This window comes from Leifsonia sp. ZF2019 (assembly GCF_019924635.1).
GTDB lineage: Bacteria > Actinomycetota > Actinomycetes > Actinomycetales > Microbacteriaceae > Leifsonia.
Genome location: NZ_CP065037.1, coordinates 2737758 through 2756843, shown reverse-complemented (window position 1 = coordinate 2756843; position 19086 = coordinate 2737758). Strand labels below are relative to the sequence as shown.

24 protein-coding genes and 3 pseudogenes are annotated in these 19086 nt (G+C 69.4%); 12 read left to right on the top strand and 15 right to left on the bottom strand.

All coding sequences use genetic code 11. From position 1 onward, the window contains the following. Positions 1 to 7: 7 nt before the first annotated feature. Positions 8 to 127 (top strand): annotated as a pseudogene (locus IT072_RS13460) (4-hydroxy-3-methylbut-2-enyl diphosphate reductase); the annotation flags it as partial. Between the two features lie 7 nt (positions 128 to 134). Here IT072_RS13460 and IT072_RS13455 read toward each other — a convergent pair. Together IT072_RS13455 and IT072_RS13450 are read right to left on the bottom strand one after the other, a co-directional pair. Further along, a complete protein-coding gene (locus IT072_RS13455) occupies positions 135 to 962 on the bottom strand; it encodes a PP2C family protein-serine/threonine phosphatase (protein ID WP_442786807.1) in 828 nt (275 codons plus the stop codon). After that, positions 942 to 1319 (bottom strand): annotated as a pseudogene (locus tag IT072_RS13450) (winged helix-turn-helix transcriptional regulator); the annotation flags it as partial. The gene IT072_RS13455 and the pseudogene IT072_RS13450, both read right to left, overlap by 21 nt. A 94-nt stretch (positions 1320 to 1413) precedes the next feature. Here IT072_RS13450 and IT072_RS13445 point away from each other — a divergent pair. Next, positions 1414 to 2286, top strand: a complete 873-nt coding sequence (locus tag IT072_RS13445; RefSeq protein WP_223357372.1) for an SDR family oxidoreductase — start codon at positions 1414 to 1416, stop codon at positions 2284 to 2286. A 41-nt stretch (positions 2287 to 2327) separates the two neighbouring features. On the opposite strand, the gene IT072_RS13440 is transcribed toward IT072_RS13445, so the two are convergent. Together IT072_RS13440 and fbaA are read right to left on the bottom strand one after the other, a co-directional pair. Then, entirely contained in the window at positions 2328 to 2966 is a 639-nt protein-coding gene (locus IT072_RS13440) for a DUF6264 family protein (protein ID WP_223357371.1), read from the bottom strand. Between the two features lie 63 nt (positions 2967 to 3029). Beyond that, positions 3030 to 4058: a class II fructose-bisphosphate aldolase gene (gene fbaA, locus IT072_RS13435; RefSeq protein ID WP_223357370.1), complete on the bottom strand. Its 1029-nt coding sequence runs from the start codon at positions 4056 to 4058 to the stop codon at positions 3030 to 3032. 205 nt (positions 4059 to 4263) lie between these two features. On the opposite strand from fbaA, the gene glpX reads away from it, so the two are divergent. Further along, entirely contained in the window at positions 4264 to 5265 is a 1002-nt protein-coding gene (glpX, locus tag IT072_RS13430) for a class II fructose-bisphosphatase (RefSeq protein ID WP_223357369.1), read from the top strand. A 27-nt stretch (positions 5266 to 5292) separates the two neighbouring features. On the opposite strand, the gene rmuC is transcribed toward glpX, so the two are convergent. Then, positions 5293 to 6699, bottom strand: coding sequence for a DNA recombination protein RmuC (gene rmuC, locus IT072_RS13425; RefSeq protein ID WP_223357368.1), 1407 nt, complete (start codon positions 6697 to 6699; stop codon positions 5293 to 5295). A gap of 183 nt (positions 6700 to 6882) precedes the next feature. Then, complete coding sequence (locus IT072_RS13420) at positions 6883 to 7464, bottom strand: exonuclease domain-containing protein (protein WP_223357367.1); 582 nt, start codon at positions 7462 to 7464, stop codon at positions 6883 to 6885. 97 nt (positions 7465 to 7561) lie between these two features. Between IT072_RS13420 and IT072_RS13415 the strand changes: the two genes are divergently transcribed. The 3 genes from IT072_RS13415 to IT072_RS13405 all read left to right on the top strand — a co-directional run bounded on the left by IT072_RS13415 (position 7562) and on the right by IT072_RS13405 (position 10705). Beyond that, a complete protein-coding gene (locus IT072_RS13415; RefSeq protein WP_223357366.1) occupies positions 7562 to 8308 on the top strand; it encodes a class I SAM-dependent methyltransferase in 747 nt (248 codons plus the stop codon). Between the two features lie 32 nt (positions 8309 to 8340). Continuing rightward, positions 8341 to 9414 carry a redox-regulated ATPase YchF gene (gene ychF / locus IT072_RS13410; protein ID WP_223357365.1) on the top strand — a complete coding sequence of 358 codons (1074 nt, stop codon included), beginning with the start codon at positions 8341 to 8343 and terminating at the stop codon, positions 9412 to 9414. 112 nt (positions 9415 to 9526) lie between these two features. Then, positions 9527 to 10705: an SIR2 family protein gene (locus tag IT072_RS13405; protein ID WP_223357363.1), complete on the top strand. Its 1179-nt coding sequence runs from the start codon at positions 9527 to 9529 to the stop codon at positions 10703 to 10705. Positions 10706 to 10915: 210 nt separating this feature from the next. On the opposite strand, the gene IT072_RS13400 is transcribed toward IT072_RS13405, so the two are convergent. Beyond that, complete coding sequence (locus IT072_RS13400) at positions 10916 to 11413, bottom strand: DUF427 domain-containing protein (RefSeq protein WP_223357361.1); 498 nt, start codon at positions 11411 to 11413, stop codon at positions 10916 to 10918. A 35-nt stretch (positions 11414 to 11448) separates the two neighbouring features. On the opposite strand from IT072_RS13400, the gene IT072_RS13395 reads away from it, so the two are divergent. After that, positions 11449 to 12060 (top strand): LON peptidase substrate-binding domain-containing protein, encoded by a 612-nt coding sequence (locus IT072_RS13395; RefSeq protein WP_223357359.1) that lies wholly within the window; start codon positions 11449 to 11451, stop codon positions 12058 to 12060. 57 nt (positions 12061 to 12117) lie between these two features. Next, positions 12118 to 12459: a hypothetical protein gene (locus tag IT072_RS13390; protein ID WP_223357357.1), complete on the top strand. Its 342-nt coding sequence runs from the start codon at positions 12118 to 12120 to the stop codon at positions 12457 to 12459. Positions 12460 to 12466: 7 nt separating this feature from the next. On the opposite strand, the gene IT072_RS13385 is transcribed toward IT072_RS13390, so the two are convergent. Beyond that, positions 12467 to 12814, bottom strand: a complete 348-nt coding sequence (locus tag IT072_RS13385; protein ID WP_223357355.1) for a YciI family protein — start codon at positions 12812 to 12814, stop codon at positions 12467 to 12469. 220 nt (positions 12815 to 13034) lie between these two features. Here IT072_RS13385 and IT072_RS13380 point away from each other — a divergent pair, with 220 nt between their 5' ends. From IT072_RS13380 to IT072_RS13370, 3 genes and pseudogenes are all read left to right on the top strand, one after another. Beyond that, positions 13035 to 13427: a DUF2510 domain-containing protein gene (locus tag IT072_RS13380; RefSeq protein WP_223357353.1), complete on the top strand. Its 393-nt coding sequence runs from the start codon at positions 13035 to 13037 to the stop codon at positions 13425 to 13427. Between the two features lie 16 nt (positions 13428 to 13443). Continuing rightward, positions 13444 to 13719, top strand: a pseudogene (locus IT072_RS13375) (WapI family immunity protein); the annotation flags it as partial. A gap of 336 nt (positions 13720 to 14055) precedes the next feature. Continuing rightward, positions 14056 to 14394: a hypothetical protein gene (locus IT072_RS13370; protein WP_223357349.1), complete on the top strand. Its 339-nt coding sequence runs from the start codon at positions 14056 to 14058 to the stop codon at positions 14392 to 14394. A 103-nt stretch (positions 14395 to 14497) separates the two neighbouring features. Here the strand turns inward: IT072_RS13370 and IT072_RS13365 are convergent, their stop codons facing one another. From IT072_RS13365 to IT072_RS13355, 3 genes are read right to left on the bottom strand one after another with little or no spacing between them, the layout of a single operon-like run. Next, positions 14498 to 15040: a sugar O-acetyltransferase gene (locus IT072_RS13365; RefSeq protein ID WP_223357347.1), complete on the bottom strand. Its 543-nt coding sequence runs from the start codon at positions 15038 to 15040 to the stop codon at positions 14498 to 14500. A gap of 12 nt (positions 15041 to 15052) precedes the next feature. After that, a complete protein-coding gene (locus IT072_RS13360) occupies positions 15053 to 15607 on the bottom strand; it encodes a phosphoribosyltransferase family protein (protein ID WP_223357345.1) in 555 nt (184 codons plus the stop codon). A 26-nt stretch (positions 15608 to 15633) separates the two neighbouring features. Continuing rightward, complete coding sequence (locus IT072_RS13355) at positions 15634 to 16101, bottom strand: hypothetical protein (RefSeq protein ID WP_223357343.1); 468 nt, start codon at positions 16099 to 16101, stop codon at positions 15634 to 15636. A gap of 57 nt (positions 16102 to 16158) precedes the next feature. Here IT072_RS13355 and IT072_RS13350 point away from each other — a divergent pair, with 57 nt between their 5' ends. Next, complete coding sequence (locus IT072_RS13350; RefSeq protein WP_223357341.1) at positions 16159 to 16725, top strand: GNAT family N-acetyltransferase; 567 nt, start codon at positions 16159 to 16161, stop codon at positions 16723 to 16725. Positions 16726 to 16813: 88 nt separating this feature from the next. Here IT072_RS13350 and IT072_RS13345 read toward each other — a convergent pair whose 3' ends face one another. From IT072_RS13345 to IT072_RS13330, 4 genes are read right to left on the bottom strand one after another with little or no spacing between them, the layout of a single operon-like run. Next, positions 16814 to 17590, bottom strand: coding sequence for an ABC transporter permease (locus IT072_RS13345; RefSeq protein WP_223357339.1), 777 nt, complete (start codon positions 17588 to 17590; stop codon positions 16814 to 16816). Further along, positions 17587 to 18375, bottom strand: a complete 789-nt coding sequence (locus tag IT072_RS13340) for an ABC transporter ATP-binding protein (protein WP_223357336.1) — start codon at positions 18373 to 18375, stop codon at positions 17587 to 17589. The genes IT072_RS13345 and IT072_RS13340 overlap by 4 nt, the downstream gene beginning before the upstream one ends. After that, positions 18372 to 18743, bottom strand: a complete 372-nt coding sequence (locus IT072_RS13335; RefSeq protein WP_223357334.1) for a DUF1048 domain-containing protein — start codon at positions 18741 to 18743, stop codon at positions 18372 to 18374. Before IT072_RS13335 ends, IT072_RS13340 begins: the two co-directional genes overlap by 4 nt. A 1-nt stretch (position 18744) precedes the next feature. Continuing rightward, positions 18745 to 19077, bottom strand: a complete 333-nt coding sequence (locus tag IT072_RS13330) for a PadR family transcriptional regulator (protein ID WP_025158723.1) — start codon at positions 19075 to 19077, stop codon at positions 18745 to 18747. Between the last annotated feature and the right edge of the window lie 9 nt (positions 19078 to 19086).

Below are 19086 nucleotides of genomic sequence, written 5' to 3'. Positions count from 1 at the left end.
CATCGGCCGAGACGTCGAAGAGGTCAAGACGGCCGAGGAAGACCTCATGTTCTCGCTGCCCAAGGAGCTCCGCAAGGACATCTCGGGCAAGCAGGACTCCCGCGCGCTGGGCGGCCGCGGGCGCTGAGGCGCCGTCAGAGCTCTCGCGAGGAGGCCGGATCGTCGGCCGCCGAGCCGCCGAAGACGGGTGCGTAGGCGGGGTCCTCGGGATACTCCACGACGTCCGCGACGATCACCGACACGTTGTCCCGCGTCTCGTGCGCCCGCGCCAGCTCCAGGAGCGCGTCTGCGGCATCCTGCGGCGACCCGGAGGCCAAGGTCGCCGTGATCGCCTCGACGGTGACGTAGTCGGTGAGCCCGTCGCTGGCGAGGAGCCAGCGGTCCCCGCGACGGGCGGCCTCGACGCTGATATGCAGGGCGGCGGCGTCCTCCGGTGCTCCGCCGAGGACGTGCGTGACGACGGAGCGCAGGGGGTGCGAACGCGCATCGTCGTCGGAGAGCGCGCCGGAGGCGACGAGCTCGGCGACGAGGGAGTCGTCCTGCGTTCGCGGCTCCAGGCGGCCGGACCGCAGCCGGTAGGCACGGGAGTCGCCGGTGTGCGCGACCCGCAGGTGTGTGCCGTCCGCGAAGAGGCCGACCAGCGTGGTCGCCATCCCCGCCAGAGCGGGGTCGACCCGCACCCGCAGGCCGAGGTCGGCGTTCGCGATCGCGATCAGCTCGCGCAGGCGCTCCTCGGACGGGACGCGTCCCCGGGTGGCGTCGAGGATGGACGCGAGCCGGATGGCGACGGTCGCGGAGGCCACCTCGCCTGCCGCGTGGCCGCCCACGCCGTCGGCGACGAACGCGGACCACGCGGACGCGTACAGCGAATCCTCATTCCCGTCACGGAAGTCGCCCGTCGTCGACGCCTGTCCCGTCGCGAGGCCGAGCGGAGTGGGAGCGGTGACCGGCTCGTCTGCCAGGATGTCGTCCGCATTCGCCGCGATCCAGGTCATCAGCGGCAGCAGATGCTCGGTCAGCTCGTGGCCGCGCGACGTGAGGCTGTAGTCGACGCGCGGGGGGATGGTCGGCTGTGCCGTGCGGAGGACGAAGCCGTCGGCTTCCAGGGTCCGGAGGGTCTGGGCCAGCATCTTCTCGCTGATGCCCTGCACCGTGCGGCGCAGCTCGCCCCAGCGGAGGTCGCTCTGGGAGAGCGCGACGAGGACGAGCACGCCCCACGTGCTCGTGACGTGGTTGAGCACGATCCGGGTGGGACAGGCCGAGGGCAGCACGCCGTCGGTGAAGCCGAACCCGTTGAGCGTCGAAAGACTGGTGTCCACGTCAGTAACTTACCAAAAAGTGGGTACCTTCGATCGGGAAGTAACAGGAAGGAGCGGCGGTTGGAGTGGGTGTCCGATCGAAAGGAAACACTTCATGACCATCGTCGTCACCGGCGCCACCGGCCACCTCGGCCGCCTCACCGTCGACTCCCTCCTCGCCCGCGGCGTCGCCGCCTCCGACATCCGCGCCGCCGGGCGCTCCGCCGACCGCCTGGCCCCGCTGGCCGCGCTCGGCGTCCAGACGGCGGTCATCGACTTCGAGCAGCCCGAGACGCTCGCCGCCGCGTTCTCCGGCGCCGACGCCGTCCTCCTCGTCTCCGGTTCGGACGTCGGCAAGCGCGTCGCGCAGCACCGTAACGCGATCGAGGCCGCCGAAGCCGCGGGCGTGAGCCGTCTGGTCTACACGAGCGCGCCGAAGGCGACGGACACGGACCTCGTGCTCGCGCCGGAGCACAAGGCGACCGAGGAGATCCTCGCCGCCTCGTCGCTCGCCGTCACGATCCTGCGCAACAACTGGTACACGGAGAACTACGTCGGCCTGATCGACCAGGCCGAGGCGACCGGCGAGCTGGTCGGCAGCGCGGGAACCGGCCGCGTCGCGAGCGCCTCCCGCAAGGACTACGCGGAGGCCGCGGCGGTCGTGCTCATCGAGTCGGGCCACGAGGGCGCCGTCTACGAGCTGAGCGGCGACACCGCGTGGACCTTCGACGAGCTGGCGGCCACCATCGGCGCCCTGGTCGGCCGCGAGGTCGTCTACCGGTCGGTGACCGCGGAGGAGCACGCGAGCATCCTGAGCGGCGCGGGTCTGGACGAGGGCACCGTGGGCTTCGTGGTCGCGCTCGACGGGAACATCCGCGACGGTGCGCTGGCCGACGCGACCAGCACGCTCAGCGGGCTCATCGGCCGCCCCACCACCCCGCTGGCGCAGGGGCTCGCCGAGGCGCGCGAGGCGCAGGCCGCGGCCTGACCGGGAGCCTCAGCGGTTCAGGAGGTCATGCGGTCCGTGCCTCAGGGCGTCGCCGGTGCCGAGGGCGCCGGCGACGCCGGCATCAGGCCGCTGTAGAAGTCGAGCAGCACCGGGTCGGTCGTGAGGATGACGGCGAGGAACACGAAGAGCGCGACCATCGCGACGATTCCCGCCACGAGAGGGATGTAGAACGACATCCGCCGTCGCAGCAACTGCCACACGGCGAGGCCGGTGGAGACCGCCCACAGGCCGGTCATGGTCAGCGTGCCGATCGTCACCAGCGTGCCGACCAGCGGCTCGGGGTGGAAATCCCCGAGCCCCTGCGAGCTGTGCAGGATCGCCATCGACGCCGGGAAGCCCTGCAGGACGACGACCGAGTACGCCATCCCGAAGAAGCCGAAGGCGATCAGCAGGACGGTGAACGTCGTGTTCCAGCGCGGCGGGGTCGTCGTACCCGGCGTGGCGCCGTGGGGACCCGCGGACGGATGGCCGGGCCCCGGCGTCGAACCATACGGCGCGGGGGAGGGCGGTGCCGTGGCCTCGTCCGGGGCGGTCGGGTTGGGGCGTGCGGTGTCGAGCCGGTCGACGTCCTCCGGCGGCGTCCAGACCCAGCCGGGCGGCGCGAGCTCCCCGAACTTGGGGCGCGGCCGTTCGTCCGGCTGCGGTTCGTGATCGGCCACGGCGGCCGCCTCCTTGCGAAAGGGGAAGCGGCGGCCGGCCGGAGCCGGCCGCCGCTTCGGGGACTACTTGCCGGAGTGGCCGGCGGAGCCGAGCTGCTGCGTGGCCTCGATGACGCGGGCGGCCATCGCCGTCTCCGCCACCTTGCCCCACGCGCGCGGGTCGTACAGCTTCTTGTTGCCGACCTCGCCGTCGACCTTGAGCACGCCGTCGTAGTTCGAGAGCATGTAGCCGGCGATCGCGCGGGTGTACGCGTACTGCGTGTCCGTGTCGATGTTCATCTTGATGACACCGTTGCGGACCGCCTCCGCGATCTCCTCGTCGGTGGAGCCGGAGCCGCCGTGGAAGACGAGATCGAGCGGCTTCGGGCCGGTGCCGTACTTGGCGGCCAGGCCGTCCTGGATCTCCTTGAGGAGCTCCGGGCGCAGCTTGACGTTGCCCGGCTTGTAGACGCCGTGCACGTTGCCGAAAGTGAGGGCGGCCATGTAGCGGCCGTTCTCACCGAGCCCCAGGGCCTCGACGGCCTTCTCGACGTCGGCGAGGGTGGTGTACAGGGCCTCGTTGGAGCCCTCGTGACGCACGCCGTCCTCCTCGCCGCCGACGACGCCGATCTCGACCTCGAGGATGGCGTTGATGGCCTTGGTGCGCTTGATCATCTCCTGGGCGATCTCGAGGTTCTCGTCGAGCGGCACAGCGGAGCCGTCCCACATGTGCGACTGGAAGATCGGGTTGCGGCCGGCGCGGACCTCCTCCTCGGAGGCGGCGATGAGCGGCAGCACGAAGTCGTCGAGTGCGTTCTTCGGGCAGTGGTCGGTGTGCAGCGCGACCGTGATCGGGTAGTTCTTTGCGACCTCGGTGGCGAATTTCGCGAAGGCGAGGGCACCGGTGGCGCGGGCCTTCACGGACTGGCCGGCGAAGTAGTCGGCGCCGCCTGTGGTGACCTGGATGATGCCGTCCGAGCCGGCCTCGGTGAGGCCCTGGAGCACCGCGTTGATCGTCGACGACGACGAGACGTTGAACGCGGGATAGGCGAAGCCGCCGGCCTTCGCTTTGTCGAGCATCTCTGCGTACTGGTCCGGCGTGGCGATGGGCATTGCAGCTCCTTGGGAATCGGGGTGTCGAACGGGTCTCATCATACCGACGCGGCCTCGCACTCGGCCCGCCGCGTGGACGGATCGCGCACGTCGGATGAACGTTCGTGCGCATTCCGGTGCGTCGGCGCACCGCGCGGATACACTGGCAGCGCCGCCGCGGGCGGCTTTGACACCGTCGTTCGATTCCGTCCGGGAGGACCCACTCATGACCAGCACCGACACCGCGTCCCTGTATTTGCACCCCGATCGGAACCTGGCGATGGAGCTGGTGAGAGCGACCGAGGCGGCGGCGATCCGGGCGACGCCGTGGATCGGGCGCGGGGAGAAGAATCTGGCAGACGGTGCCGCGGTGGACGCGATGCGCAAGTTCCTCGGCACGGTCAATTTCGACGGTCTGATCGTCATCGGCGAGGGCGAGAAGGACAACGCGCCCATGCTGTTCAACGGCGAGCACGTCGGCAACGGGCGCGGCCCGGCCTGCGACATCGCGGTCGACCCGATCGACGGCACCTCCCTCACCGCCGCGGGCCGGCAGAATGCGCTCTCGGTGATCGCCGTGTCGGATCGCGGCAGCATGCTCGACGCGTCCAGCGTCTTCTACATGTCGAAGATCGTGACCGGGCCGGAGGGCGCCGGCGTCGTGGACCTGTCTCAGTCGATCGGGGACAACATCCGGGAGCTGGCGAAGGCCAAGGGCAAGCCGGTCGGCGAGATCCGCGTGGCGGTGCTGGACCGGCCGCGTCACGCGGAGCTGATCGAGGAGATCCGAGCCGCGGGGGCCGGGACGCGCCTGCTCTTCGACGGTGACGTCGCCGGGGGGATCAACGCGGCTCGCTACGAGTCGCGCATCGATATGTGCGTGGGAGTCGGCGGAAGCCCTGAGGGCGTCATCACCGCCGCTGCCGTCAAGGCGCTCGGCGGCTTCATGCAGGGCAAGCTCGCCCCGAAGGACGATGCGGAGCGAGCCGGCGGCATCGCCGCGGGTCTCGACGTCGACCGGATCTATGGCGCGGACGACCTGGTGAAGGGCGACAACACGTTCTTCGTGGCGACCGGCGTGACCGATGGCGGGCTCGTCGAGGGCGTGCGCCGCAAGGGGCCGATCATCCGCACCGAGTCGATCGTGCTGCGCTCCAAGTCGGGCACGATCCGCCGCGTGATCGCGGACCACCTCGCCGAGAAGTGGCTGGAGCCGGAGCAGCTGTAGGGCAGAGCGCCGGCGCGCTCGCGCGCGTCAGGCGGCGCCGGACTCCTCGGCATCCGCGTCGTGCGCGTGGGCGCGCTCCTGCTCCTCGATCGCGAGCTTGTCGATGCCGTGCATGTCGCGCGGCTCCAGCTCGTTCGTCAGCTCGAAGGCGGTGAGTTCGCGTGGAGCCTCCTCGATGCCTTCGTTGACGCCGATGACCTTGGACTCGTCGAGGGCCCCGAGCTTGCGCGCGGCGGGGAACACCTGCCGCTCGAACGAGCCGACGAAACCGTTGTAGTCCTTCACGGTGCGCTCGATCGAGCGGCCGAGCTTCTCGATGTGAGTGGCCGTGGTGGCGAGGCGGCTGTACAGGGTGCGGCTGAGATCGAAGAGCTGCTTGGCCTCCTGGGTCAGGACGTCCTGCTGCCAGCTGAACGCGACGGTCTTGAGCACCGACCACAGGGTGACGGGGGAGGCCAGCGCCACCCGCTTGCCGAACGCGAACTCCATGATCGACGGATCCGCTTCGAGCGCCGACGAGACGAGCGACTCGCTCGGGATGAAGGCGATCACCAGCTCGGGAGACGACTCCAGGCCCGTCCAGTACGCCTTGGTGCCGAGGGTCGTGATGTGGTCGCGGACGGCCTTCACGTGCTGCTTCATCAGCGCCTCGCGGCGGGCGCCCTCGGCTCCGGTCGCCGTCGCGGGGATCTGGCTGGCCTCCAGGTAGGCGTTGAAGGGCACCTTCGCGTCGAGCGCGATGCTCTTGCCGCCGGGCAGGCGCACGATCATGTCCGGCCGGCCCGCGCCCGACTCCGAGTGGATGCTGGACTGCACGTCGAAGTCCACCCGCTCGAGCAGGCCCGCCGCCTCCACCACGCTGCGCAGCTGAGTCTCGCCCCAGACGCCGCGGGTGCTGTTGGAGCGCAGGGCGGACGCCAGCGCCTCCGCGGTGCTGCGCAGCCGCTCCTCCGACTCCGCGGCCGTGCGCAGCTGCTGCGTCAGCTGACCGTGCTGCTCGCTGCGCTGCGACTCCAGCTGGACCACCTTGCGCTGCATGTCCGTGAGGCTCTCGGCGACCGGCGCGAGCGCCTGGAGCACCTTGCTCTCCGCCCGCTCGCGCTCCGTCTGGGCCTGCAGCTCGGCGCGGTGGCGCTCCACCGTCTCGCGCTGCAGCTCCTGGGCGCCGCGCAGCTGCTCGGCGAGGGCGTCCACCCGGGACTGCGCCGCCGCGAGGTCGGCGCGGATCTCCGCCTGCACCGCCTGCTCGGCCGCGCGCAGCTCGGCAAGGGCCGCCGCGTGACGCGCCTCGACGACCGCCGGGTCGACGACGGGCGCCGTCGGTGCGGCGCTCGCCGCGCGGTCGCGCAGCAGCTTCGCCACCGCGAACCCCGCGCCGGCGGCGCCGACGACGAGCCCGAGGAGGAGACCGATGAGCAGCGCGAGGAAGTCCATGCCGTCAGTGTGCCAGGGGGGTCCGACACTGCGGTGGTCCCGCGCCGCGGTCCGGCGCCGTGGTGGGCGGCGGGAACGGAGGGGATCGGGTGCGCCACGCCGACGGACGGCGGGCGACGGAGGAGATGCGGCGCGGAGCGGTCGGGAACTCCTCCGTTGCCGACGGCCAGGCGAGCCGAGGGATCAGGCGGCGGCGGCCATCCCGATGCGGCCGACGCGGGCGCCGGTGAGCGCCGCGAGGTCGTCGATGGTGCCCGCGCCGTGGCGTTTCGCCGCGTGGACGACGATCGCGGCGCACGCCTCGGCGTCCGCGAGGGCGTCGTGGTGGGCGAAGTCCTCGAAGCCGGCGGCCATCGCCGCGACGGGCAGGCGGTACGAGTCGAGCGTGTACGTGCGGCGTGCGACCTGGAGGCTGCACAAATAGCGGTACTCCGGGCAGGCGATCGCGGTCGCGGCGCATGCCGCCCGGATCACGCCCATGTCGAAGCCGGCGTTGTGCGCGACGAGGTGGTCGTCCTCCGCGAACTCGACCAGGTCGGCGAGCTGCTCCTCCCAACCCGCGGCGCCGACAACGTCGGCGGGCCGGATGCCGTGGATGCGGATGTTCCACTCCTGGAAGTGGTCGTGCCCGAACGGCGGCTGGATGAACCAGCCCGCGCGGTCGACGACCCGGCCGTCCCTCACTTTCACCAGCCCGACGGAGCAGGCGGACGCCGCGGACGAGTTCGCGGTCTCGAAGTCGATGGCGGTGAAGTCCAGGGTCACGCAGTCATGCTCGCACGCGCCGCCGACACGGCCCGGTCACACGTCGGGCGCGCCGCAGCATCCGGACCGCGCGGCACCGCGCGCGTACGATCGGCGCATGCGCTCCCGTCACGACCGCGACCTGCACGCCGCTTCCTTCGACCGCGCCGCCGACGTCTACGACGCGTCGCGGCCGAGCTATCCCGCCGAAGCGGTGGCCTGGCTCACCGACGGTCGGGAAGGGGCGGCGCTCGACCTCGGCGCGGGCACCGGCAAGCTGACCGCAGCGCTCGTGGACAGGGGGTTCGACGTCACGGCGGTGGATCCGTCTCCGGAGATGCTGCGGGTGCTCGGGAGCAGGCTGCCCGGGGTCGAGGCGCTGCTCGGCACGGCGGAGCGCATCCCCGTGGCGGACGCGTCGCAGGGGCTGGTGACCGTCGCGCAGGCGTGGCACTGGGTCGATGCCGCGCGGGCCGTTCCGGAGGTCGCCCGGGTGCTGACACCGGGCGGTCGCCTCGGCCTCGTCTGGAACTACCGCGACGAGCGCGTCGAATGGGTGCGCCTCCTGAGCGAGCTGATCGGCGCGGGCGACGCGTACACGGGAGGGGAGGAGCAGCCTGTGGTCGGCGCCCCCTTCGGTCCGCTGGAGCGCCACGACGTGCCGTGGACGCAGCAGCTCGACCTCGACGGCCTGCTCGACCTGGTGCGGTCGCGCAGCTACTTCATCACCAAGGACCCCGAGGCGCAGGCGGCGGTCATCGCGTCCGTGCGGAGGCTGCACGCCGAGCATCCCGAGCTCGCCGGCGCGGAGACGATCGCGCTGCCGTACGTGACGCACTGCTACCGGGCGGACCTCGCGGGCTGAGGGCACGCGGTCGCACCGTAGAATGGACGACCGTGGCTCTCACTATCGGTATCGTCGGACTCCCCAACGTGGGCAAGTCCACCCTGTTCAACGCGCTGACCAAGAACGACGCGCTCGCCGCGAACTACCCGTTCGCGACCATCGAGCCGAACGTCGGCGTGGTGAACCTCCCCGATCCGCGGCTCGACAAGCTCGCCGAGCTGTTCGGCAGCGAGCGCATCCTCCCGGCACCGGTGTCGTTCCTCGACATCGCTGGCATCGTCAAGGGCGCCAGCGAGGGGGAGGGCCTGGGCAACAAGTTCCTCGCCAACATCCGCGAGGCCGACGCCATCGCGCAGGTCGTCCGCGGCTTCAGCGACCCCGACGTCGTGCACGTCGCCGGAAAGGTCGACGCCGCCGGCGACATGGAGACCATCAACACCGAGCTCATCCTCGCCGACCTCCAGACCCTCGAGAAGGCGGAGGCCCGGTACGAGAAGGAGGTCAAGGGCCGCAAGCTCGAGCCCGTCGTTCTCGAGACCGCCCGGGAGGCCACCGCGTGGCTCAACTCCGGCAAGCCCCTCTCGACCTCCACGATCGACCTCGAGCCGATCCGCGAGCTCGGGCTGCTGACGGCCAAGCCCTTCATCTACGTGTTCAACGTCGACGAGGACATCCTCACCGACGACGCCCGCCGCGCCGAGCTCGCCGCCCTCGTGGCCCCCGCGCAGGCCGTGTTCCTCGACGCCAAGCTCGAGTCCGAGCTCATCGACCTCGACGCCGCAGACGCCGCCGAGCTCCTCGCCTCCACCGGCCAGACCGAGAGCGGCCTCGACCAGCTCGCCCGCATCGGCTTCGACACCCTCGGCCTGCAGACCTACCTCACCGCCGGCCCCAAAGAAACCCGCGCCTGGACCATCCCCAAGGGCGCCAAGGCCCCCCAGGCCGCCGGCGTCATCCACACCGACTTCGAAAAGGGCTTCATCAAAGCCGAAGTCATCTCCTTCGACGACCTGGTCGAATCCGGGAGCGTCGCCGAGGCGCGATCGCGTGGAAAGGCGCGCATGGAGGGGAAGGATTATGTGATGCAGGACGGGGATGTGGTGGAGTTCCGGTTCTCAAACTGAATTGGGTTCTAGTCGTCCTGAATTGGCTTCTGTGGTCGTCGGGGTTGAGATGAAAGGGCGGCGCCGCTACAACACAAGTGGGGTGGGTGGTTAGTCGTGCTAGACACTAGGCGTGAAGAGTTTCCTTCTTGGCGCAGGCGCATCAATCGACGCGGGGCTTCCCGGTAGCTTTGGCCTGACGCGAGCTGTCGCTGACTACATCGACGGCTCCTCCGGCCACTTCTATGTTCGCCCTCTACTGCACGGCGTTATCGGCGCGATGGTGCAACATGACACCGGACGTGGCAAGAGCGCGTTTGAAGGAGTAGATGTCGAGCGTGTGTTCGCTGCGGTGAAAGCGCTGAAGGACCGCGACTCGATCGACCTGTCGGCCTTCGTTGAGACGTGGAATCGGAACCTGGACGCCTCAAACGGTCGAGTTTCATTCCCCGGTTTATGGGCACGCAACTTCAAGAAGGCAATGCTCGACACTTGGGATCACAAGGTTGAGAAAGAGTTCGAAGCAGGCGTTCGTGCTGTAGTGCAAACGTCGAATGGAGACCTCTTTGGTCAACTAGAGTCAGCGATGCTCGACGCCCTGATCCATATCCTGCGCGCTGATGAGAGCCGAGTTGGATATTTCGAGCCGATGATTAGGTCCAACTCGCTCACTGGCATCGCCACACTCAACTATGACCTTGCTGTTGAAAAGGCATGTCATGCTGCTGGTCTAACCGTGGACACCGGCCTTGAAACGTGGCGTGGAGGCTACGAGTGGGAGTGGGCAACCCCCCAAGCGGACGTTAAGCTCCTGAAGCTGCACGGATCGCTTGACTACGTCTTGGGGCAGGGCGACCAGGATGGCGAGCGGGTGCCCGGAGATCGCCTAACCAACTTCGGTGAGGATCGCCAGGGGCAGCTCGTTGGCGGAGTGCCTGCGATGGTGTTTGGCCAAGGGTCAAAGCTGCGTTCAGACGGACCATTCCTCGCTATGCTCGTCGAGTTCGATCGGCTGCTTTCTCAAACGGAATGGTTAACAGTCGTCGGCTACTCATTCCGCGACGACCACATCAACGCGGCCCTCACACGATGGCTTAACGGAGACCGAGCCAAGCGAATCTCGGTTATCGATCCATCGCTCGCCACTTGGGGCGTTTCGAAGTGGGATCGTCGGGGTCCTGACTATTGGTACTACCTACAGAGGGCGACGCGCGCACCAGAGCCGTTTGAACGACACTCGTGGACTCCCATCGAGTCCGATTTTCTTTCTGAGACCGCCGCGACAGGGCTGGCCCAGCTACACGGGAGTTGATGACCAGACTTATGCTTGTGTGCGACGCAACGTGGTCGAGTTCCGGTTGAACGTATAGGAGTTCCGGTTGAACGTATAGGTGGTCGCTCGCGCCCGCTGGTAGCTAACGGAGGGGATTCGGCCGATTCCCGGTCAGAACTCCTCCGTTGCCTGTTTCCGTCCGGGGTGTCGGGCGAGAACTCCTTCGGTGGCGCCACCGAAGCTAGTCCCTCACCACCCCAGCGACCCCGGCGCCCCCTTGAACGGCCCGACCACGGCGCTCGTGATCCAGCCGCCGTAGAAGCCTCCGGGTTGCGGAGTGACGACCTCCCCGTCGACCGTGCACTCGTCCATCTGCTGCGCATAGACGGCGACGCGGTCTCGGAGCGACTCGTATCCGGGCGATGGATGCGGGTAGTTCCAGGCGCACGCGGGCCGCACCTCGCCTCCGCCGCGCACGTCGAGATAGCGTGCGGTGCCCTTGAACTCGCAGAACGACGAACCGTCGGCGTCGGCCAGCGCGCCGGGTGCGAAGTCCGCTATCGGGAGGTAGTAGACCGGCGGATGGCTGGTCTCGAGCACGCGGACGACGTCGTTCGTGTCGACGATGAGCTGCCCGCCCAGACGGATGGTGGCAGCGGCGGTGACGCGCTCGATGCGTGGCGGTCTCGGGTAGTCCCAGACAGACTCCTGCCCCGGTCCTGGGGTCTCGGGACGTGGTCGGGGCACCTGTTCACTCTATGCCTGCGGTGCTTCACTGGAGTATGGCCGTCTCCCCGATGTTCCCGCTCGGATCCGTGCTGTTCCCCTTCGTGCCCATCCCGCTGCGGGTGTTCGAGCCGCGGTATCTGACCCTGGTCGGACGGCTGCTCGATGAGGACGAACCGGGATTCGAATTCGGCGTCGTCCTCATCGAGCGCGGGTCCGAAGCCGGGGGCGGCGACCAGCGCGCCGCCGTCGGGACGATGGCGCGTCTGGTGAGCGCCGCCGCGGGCGCGGACGACCTTCTCATCGTCGGCGTGGGAACCCGGCGGTTCACGGTCGAACGCTGGGTCGACGACGACCCGTATCCGCGGGCCGAGCTCGCGATGCTGCCGGAGCTGGAGTGGTCGGAGGCGCTCGCACCCCTCCTGGCCGAGGCCGAAGCGATCGTCCGCCGCTCGATCGCCCGCGCCGCGGAGCCGTCGTCCGACGCCGACATCGAGCTGTCGGACGATCCCGTCGCGGCCGCGTGGCAGCTGGCGGCGCTCGCCCCGCTCGGCGAGTACGACAGGTACACGCTGCTGCGGGCGACGTCGGTGGGAGGTCTGCTGCGTCAGGTGATCGACCTGACCCTCGACGCGGAGGAGCTCTGGGCAGCAGGGGGAGGTGTCTGATCACGTGCCGAATGTGAGGCCATAGCCACGCTTCGACATATCTGCCAGAGTGCTGCTGTGACGACTGACGCCACTCGACGTGTGAGCCCGGCACCACGGGTCGTGCCGGCGCTCTGCATTCTGCTCACGACCTGGGTGCTCCTGTGGCTCGCGCAGAGCGTTCCCACGGTGTGTGCGCTCGCGTATCCGTGCCCCGATCCCGACGTCCGTGTCGCTCCGGCACTGCTCTTCGGCGGGCTCATGCTCGTGCCGACGGCGAGCCTGCTCCTCACCGCTCGCGGACGATGCTCCGCGGGCTGGGTGCGGGGCCTCTCGTACACCGTGCTCGTGGGGTTGGCGGTCGTGGGCCTTGGGGCCGTGTTGTTCTCGGGAGGGTTCGGCATCCCGTCGATGTTCTGAGCGTTGCCTACGGCTCCACCACCCCGCCGCTGTGCACCTGCCGCACCTCCACACCGCCGTCCCCGCGGATGGCCGGGTTCGTCGCGGCGATCGCCAGTGCCGCATCCAGGTCGTCCGCCTCGATGACGTAGACGCCCGCCACGGCGACGGGGGCGTCCACGAACGGGCCGTCGGTCACTCCATCGGCACGCACGGAGCGGGCGAGGTCGCGTGGAGTGAACGCGTAGGCGGCCCGCATGGCGCCGGAGGCGGCGAGCTCGTCACCGTGGCCGTTCGGCTCCGCGAGGTCCTCGGGGGTGGCGTCGAGGCGGTGGGCGGAGTCGTTCGCGTAGATCAGGACGGCGTACTGGGGCACGAGGGTGGTCCTTTCGACGGACTCGACGGACTCGACCGTACACGCGGCACCGGGGACCATGGCGTCCGCCGTCGTTCGGGACAACCGCTGCAGGGCGCGAAGCGGCGGTCGTCCCGAGAAAGCGCGCTCGCCGGCCCACCGCTGCCACCCCTTCGGGGCTGATGCGGCATCCCGCAGGCTCCGCCAGGATCGGCAGAGAAGATTCGAGGAGGGCGACACGATGGCAGCAGCGGCACAAGCAGGCTGGTACGACGACGGTTCCGGGACGATGCGGTGGTGGGACGGCGCCGTGTGGACGGACAAGGCGCAACCGCCGCCCCCGCGCGCCGGCGGTATCGGGGGGATGATCGATCGCATCGAGGCGGATGCTGTCTCCGGTGGCCAGCCGCGGCCGGCGCCGACCGGGATGAGCTATGTGGTGCTGCAGGTCATCCTCAAGGAGAAGCTCTGGGGGACCGGATCCGGCAACCTCACCGAGCTCGAGCGGGCGATCAACGCGCAGGCGGCGCTCGGCTACCGGCTGCACACCATCTCGACGGCCGCATCGGGGAGCAAGGGAATCGGCGGAGGCGACCGCATCCAGGCCACGATGGTGTTCGAACGGCTGGGGTGACGCGGCCGTCGGCCTCACGACTGGCGAAGCCGACGAATTAGGCGCGTGGCTTCGGGAGGTCGAGGCCGCGCGCACCCCGACGTCGTTGTGGTTCATCGAACCGAACCTGGCTTTCGAGCTCGAAAGCGTGGACGAAGCGACCGCGACCATCGCCGTCGAATTCTTCCTCGAAGCAGCTCCTCCCGGCACCGATGGCAGGGAGGTCGGGATCACACTCGCGCTGCCGATCGAGGAGCTTGGACGCGCCGCTGCGGAATGGGAGAGGGACATCGCTCCGTTCCCGCCGAGGTAGGGTCGTCTGCTGCAGAACGGGCGCGACGCGAAAGACTGTCCGCCGCGGCGAACTCGCCGATCTGGGCATGGATGAAGCCACCGGGATGGTCGCCATCGTCGCCGTCTGAGGGTGCTCATGCACGCGTCACTCTTCGCTAGACTGAGACGGGGGGACAGGCTGCTCCGCGGATCCCGCCGCGTATCGCGAGGAGAACAGATGCCGCGCCATGCCAGCCGGAGAGCCGGTCACGCTGCCCTCGTTCCCGTCGTCCTTCTCGGCGCGGCCATCGCAGTCTCCGTAGCGGGGTGCTCCGCTACCACGAGCCCGACCGCGGGGGAGAGCGCATCGCCCCAGGTGACGTCGACCGCGACCTCCGACTCCTCGGTCACCTCCACGCCCAGCCCCACGGCCGCGGGATTCGACCGGGCGGCGATCTACGCCGCGTGCGACGCCGCCGTGCCGGCCGACACCTGGGGTGGGCAGGCGCCGCTGCCGCCCGGGCCCATCGTCGACGACTCGTTCGGGCCTGCCGCCTCCGACGGGTACGCGGCCGACCACACGAACGGCGATCCCAACGCCCTGTACGTCAACGTCCAGTATTTCGATGGCGATGCGTTCGCGTTCTCTGCACTGTGTGTCGCCTCGGGCGATCCGGCAGCCCCGAAGGTCGAGTTCATCCGCACGCTGGACTGACGGGCCCGCCGCGCGGTCGTCTGCGGTCCGTCCGGACGTTCGCGGCGCGGCGCTCAGTGGCATACGTTGCGTGGCGTAGCAGTCGCCGTGCGAGGCGCGCGCATCACCAGCGTCGCTTGATCGCGCCCTTCGGGCCGGCGACCAGGCTCGCGGCGGGCACATCCTCCGCCACCACGGTCCCGGCGGCGATCACCGCGTCGTGGCCGATCGTCACCCCGGGGAGGATGGTCGCGCCGGCGCCGATCCACGCGTTCTCCTCGACGGTGATGGGGCCGCCGGTCAGCCAGGTGCGGCGGTCGTCGGTGTCGACGGGGTGGCCGACGGTGATGAAGGTGACCTTCGGGGCGACCATGACGCGTTCGGCGAGGCGGATGCCGGCGTAGTCGAGGAAGGTGCAGTTCTGGTTGATGAAGACACGTTCGGCGAGTTCGAGGTTCAGCCCGTGGTCGGTGAAGAACGGCGGGTAGATGGTCGTGCGGTCGGGAACGGGGCTGCCGAGGATCTGCGCGAGCAGCCCTGCCTTGCCGGCCTCGTCGTCGAAGGGGAGGACGTTGAGGCGGGAGGTCAGGGCGGTCACCTCCAGGACGCGCTGCGACATGGCCTGGAACTCGGGGCTGTGGATGCGCATGAGGAGGTCGCCGGGCATGGGGAGGGCCTCTCAGAGCTCGCGGGAGTGGAAGACGGCCTGGAGTCGGAGCTCCCGACGGGTGGTGTTCAGCGAGAGGAGGTCGAGGACCACCGAGCTGCCGACCCAGGTGGCTCCGATGTGCTCCACCAGTCGTTTGAGCGCCAGCAGCTGGCTCCCGGTGTCCGCGACGTCGTCCACGGCGAGCACCCGGTCCGCGCTCGTCACGACTCCACGGCGCAGTCCCATCGTCAGGTGGCGGTCGCGGTAGTCAGGCGGCGTCGTGACGGTGACCCAGTCGTCGCTGTCGATCAGCCGGACCGGGTCCTTCACGACCGCGCCGAAGCCCGCCCCCACCTCGGCGGCGACCAGCGGGCCGAGGAGATGTCCGCTGGACGGTGGACCGATCACGACCGTCGGCGCGGCCTCCGCGAACGGTGCGGCGAGCAGGGGCCCGATCCCGGAGAGGATCTCGGGATCGCGCCACAACCGCTGGAACTCGACATAGCTCGAGCGCGTGCCGTCGTCGGTGACCCATTCGAAGAGGTCAGCCATCCGCGCGCGGACGGGGGAAGCCGAAGAGGTCACGGCGACGAGACTACCGCCACGCGACGTCACCGGATGGAATCATCCGTCCCGTGGCTGGCCACCCAACGGAAGACCGCGCCGTTGCGCTGGGCTTCGACGATGCGGGCATGGCCAGCACGTGTGCGCTCGGCCATCCGTGCGAAGGCGGCAACGGCCACCGGGTTGCTTCCGGGATGGTCCCGGTGGAGGGTCGTCCGGTCGCCCCCGGTGGACAGATACTCGACGGCGAACGCGTCGCCGAGCTCGTCGGACAGCCGGCCGGCCAACGACAGCCCGTCGGCGTCGAACGCCGCGCTGAACTCCTCGCGCACTTCGTGGTGGTCGTCGAGAATCAGGTAGTAGCGGTCCTCCCAGGTCTGCAGCTCTCTGGCGAGCTCCGGGCTGATGTGCGCATCCTCGTACGCCACCGGCCCCGGCGAGAACCAGATCACCGAGTCCGCGTAGTCCGGGAAGACCCGGACGACGGTCGTGAGGTACTCCACGGGATCGTCCACAGCGACAACCTAGCGGCCCGCAGCCCCGATGTCGCCCCCTCCCGCTACGCTTCCCGCATGTCCATCGAAGTGCTGCCTGCGACCGGACGCTGGGACGATTTCGCGACGTTCATGGTTCCGCGCAAGCCCGGAGGCGGGGGATGCGTGTGCATGTCGTACCGGGATGCGCGGCTCGACATGCCCGCGCGGATCGACTACATGCGCGCCGAGTGCGAGAAGGAGCCCGGGCCCGGGGTGCTGGCCTACCTCGACGGGGAGGTGGCGGGGTGGTGCTCGGTCGCGCCGAAGTCGACCTACCGGCGGCTGTTGAACTCGCGGACGATCCCGCACCTGGACGAGGAGCTCGACCCGTGGTCGATCGTGTGCTTCGTGGTGCGTGGCGGGTTCCGCAAGCGGGGGCTGATGCACGAGTTGCTCGACGGGGCGGTGGAGCACGCGCGGACGTCCGGAGCGGCGATCGTGGAGGGGTACCCCGTCGACACCGACGGGAAGAAAGTGGATGTGATCAGCGGGTACGTGGGAACGGTCGCGCTGTTCGAACGGCACGGGTTCGAGCGCTACGCCGAGACGAACGCGCACTCCGGGGGAGCGGACCGGTGGGTGATGCGGCGGACGCTGCGCTGACACTGGCCGGCCCGGAGACGAGCGTCGCGGTTAAACACGACCACCGCCGGCCCGAGCGGGGCGGCGGGAGTCGGTGCCGGGAGAGTGCTCACCCGGCGGTGATGCGGCGGCGGTAGGCGACCATGGCGAAGGCGTAGGCGACCACCAGGATGCCGACGCACCAGGCGAGGGCGATCCAGATGTCGGTGCCGACGGGCTGGCCGGCGAACAGGGCGCGGATCGAGTCGACGATGGAGGTCACGGGCTGGTTCTCCGCGAACCAGCGGACGGGACCGGGCATGCTCTCGGTGGGCACGAACGCCGAGCTGATGAACGGCAGGAAGATGATCGGGTAGGCGAAGGCGCCCGCCCCGTCCACCGTCGTGGCCGACAGGCCGGCGATGACGGCGATCCAGGTCAGCGCCAGGCTGAACAGGATCAGGATGCCGGCGACGCCGAGCCAGGCGAGCACGCTCGCGCCGGTGCGGAAGCCGACCAGCAGGGAGACGAGCACGACCAGGACCACCGAGATCATCGTGGAGACGAGCGACGTGAGCACGTGGGCCCACAGGACGCTCGACCGGGTGATCGGCATGGACTGGAAGCGCTCGAAGATGCCGCCCTTCAGGTCCATGAACAGCCGGTACGAGGTGTACGAGACCGCCGTCGCCACCGTGATCAGCATGATCCCGGGCAGCAGGTAGTCCACGTACGAGCCCGAGAACGAGCCCGTGTCGATCGCGCCGCCGAAGACGAACACGAACAGCAGCATGAACGCGATCGGCATGAGGGCGGTGGTGATGATAGTGTCGAGGCTGCGCGTGATGTGGCGCATGGACCGCCCGGTGAGGACGGTGGTGTCGCTGATGAAGGTCGCGGTGCTCATGACTCCTCCTTCGGGGTGGGCTCGCCGACGATGGCGAGGAAGACGTCTTCGAGGCTGGGCTGCTTCTCCACGTACTCGACCTGCGCCGGCGGGAGCAGCTGCTTCAGCTCGGCGAGGGTGCCGTTCGCGATGATGCGGCCCTCGTGCAGGATGGCGATGCGGTCGGCGAGCTGCTCGGCCTCGTCGAGGTACTGCGTGGTGAGCAGCACGGTGGTGCCGCGCCCGGCGAGCTCCTTCACCGCGTCCCACACCTCGATGCGGGCCTGCGGGTCGAGACCGGTGGTCGGCTCGTCGAGGAAGACCACCGGCGGGTCGCCGATGAGGCTCATCGCGATGTCGAGCCGGCGGCGCATGCCGCCCGAGTAGGTGGAGACCCTGCGCCCTCCGGCCTCCCTGAGCGAGAAGCGGGAGAGCAGTTCGTCCGCGATCGCGCCGGGCTTCTTCCGGTGGCGCAGCTCGGCGACGAGGACGAGGTTCTCCCTCCCGGTCAGGATCTCGTCGACCGCGGCGAACTGCCCGGTCAGGCTGATGGAGTCGCGCACCTCCGCCGCCTCGGTGGCGGCGTCGAAGCCGTTCACGACGGTCTCCCCGGCATCGGCCTTCAACAGGGTCGAGAGGATCTTGACCGCCGTCGTCTTGCCGGCGCCGTTGGAGCCGAGCAGGGCGAAGATGCTGCCGCGCTCGACCTCGAAGTCGACGCCGCGCAGGACGCTGAGCTTCTTGTAGGACTTCTCGAGACCGTGCACCCGGATGGCCGGGCCGCGGTCGAGGGTGGTGGCGGTCATTGGTCCGTCCCCTTCTTCTTGGCCGCCTCGACGGCGGCGTTCAGGCGGGCGCGCTCCTTGTCGATCCAGCGCTTGCCGGTGTAGGCCTCGGCGAACGCCTCCGCGAACTCGACCGGGTCGTCGCCTACGATGTCGCGGACGGGGGTCCCATCGGCCGCGGCGCGCTCCCAGAGCTCGACGAAGTCGCCCATCATGGTGAGGAGAGTGTCGCCGTCCTCGACGCCGCCGTTGTACATGAAGTACCGCTGCACGGCCTTCGCGACGGCGTTGTAGGGCTCGGGCAGGGCCTCCAGCCGCGCCCGGTACTGCCGGTACTGCTTCTTCTGCTCGAGCGATCCCGTGATCGCCTCGACCCATTTGGCCGCCATCTCAGTTCTCCCCTTCGTGTCGGAGCTGTTCCAGTCGTTCTGCGAGGAAGCTCCACGTCCTCCAGAACTCGTCGAGGTACTCGTGACCCGCCCGGTTGAGCGAGTACACCTTGCGCGGCGGGCCCTTCTCGGACGGGACCTTCTCCACGTCCACGAGGCCGCGCTGCTCGATCCGCACGAGGAGCGCGTAGATGGTGCCCTCGGCGATGTCGGTGAAGCCCTGATCACGCAGCCACGAGGTGATCTCGTAGCCGTACGCGGGCCGGGCCTGGAGGATGGCGAGGACGATGCCTTCGAGGGTTCCCTTGAGCATCTCCGTCGCTTGCTTGCTCATCGGACGCTC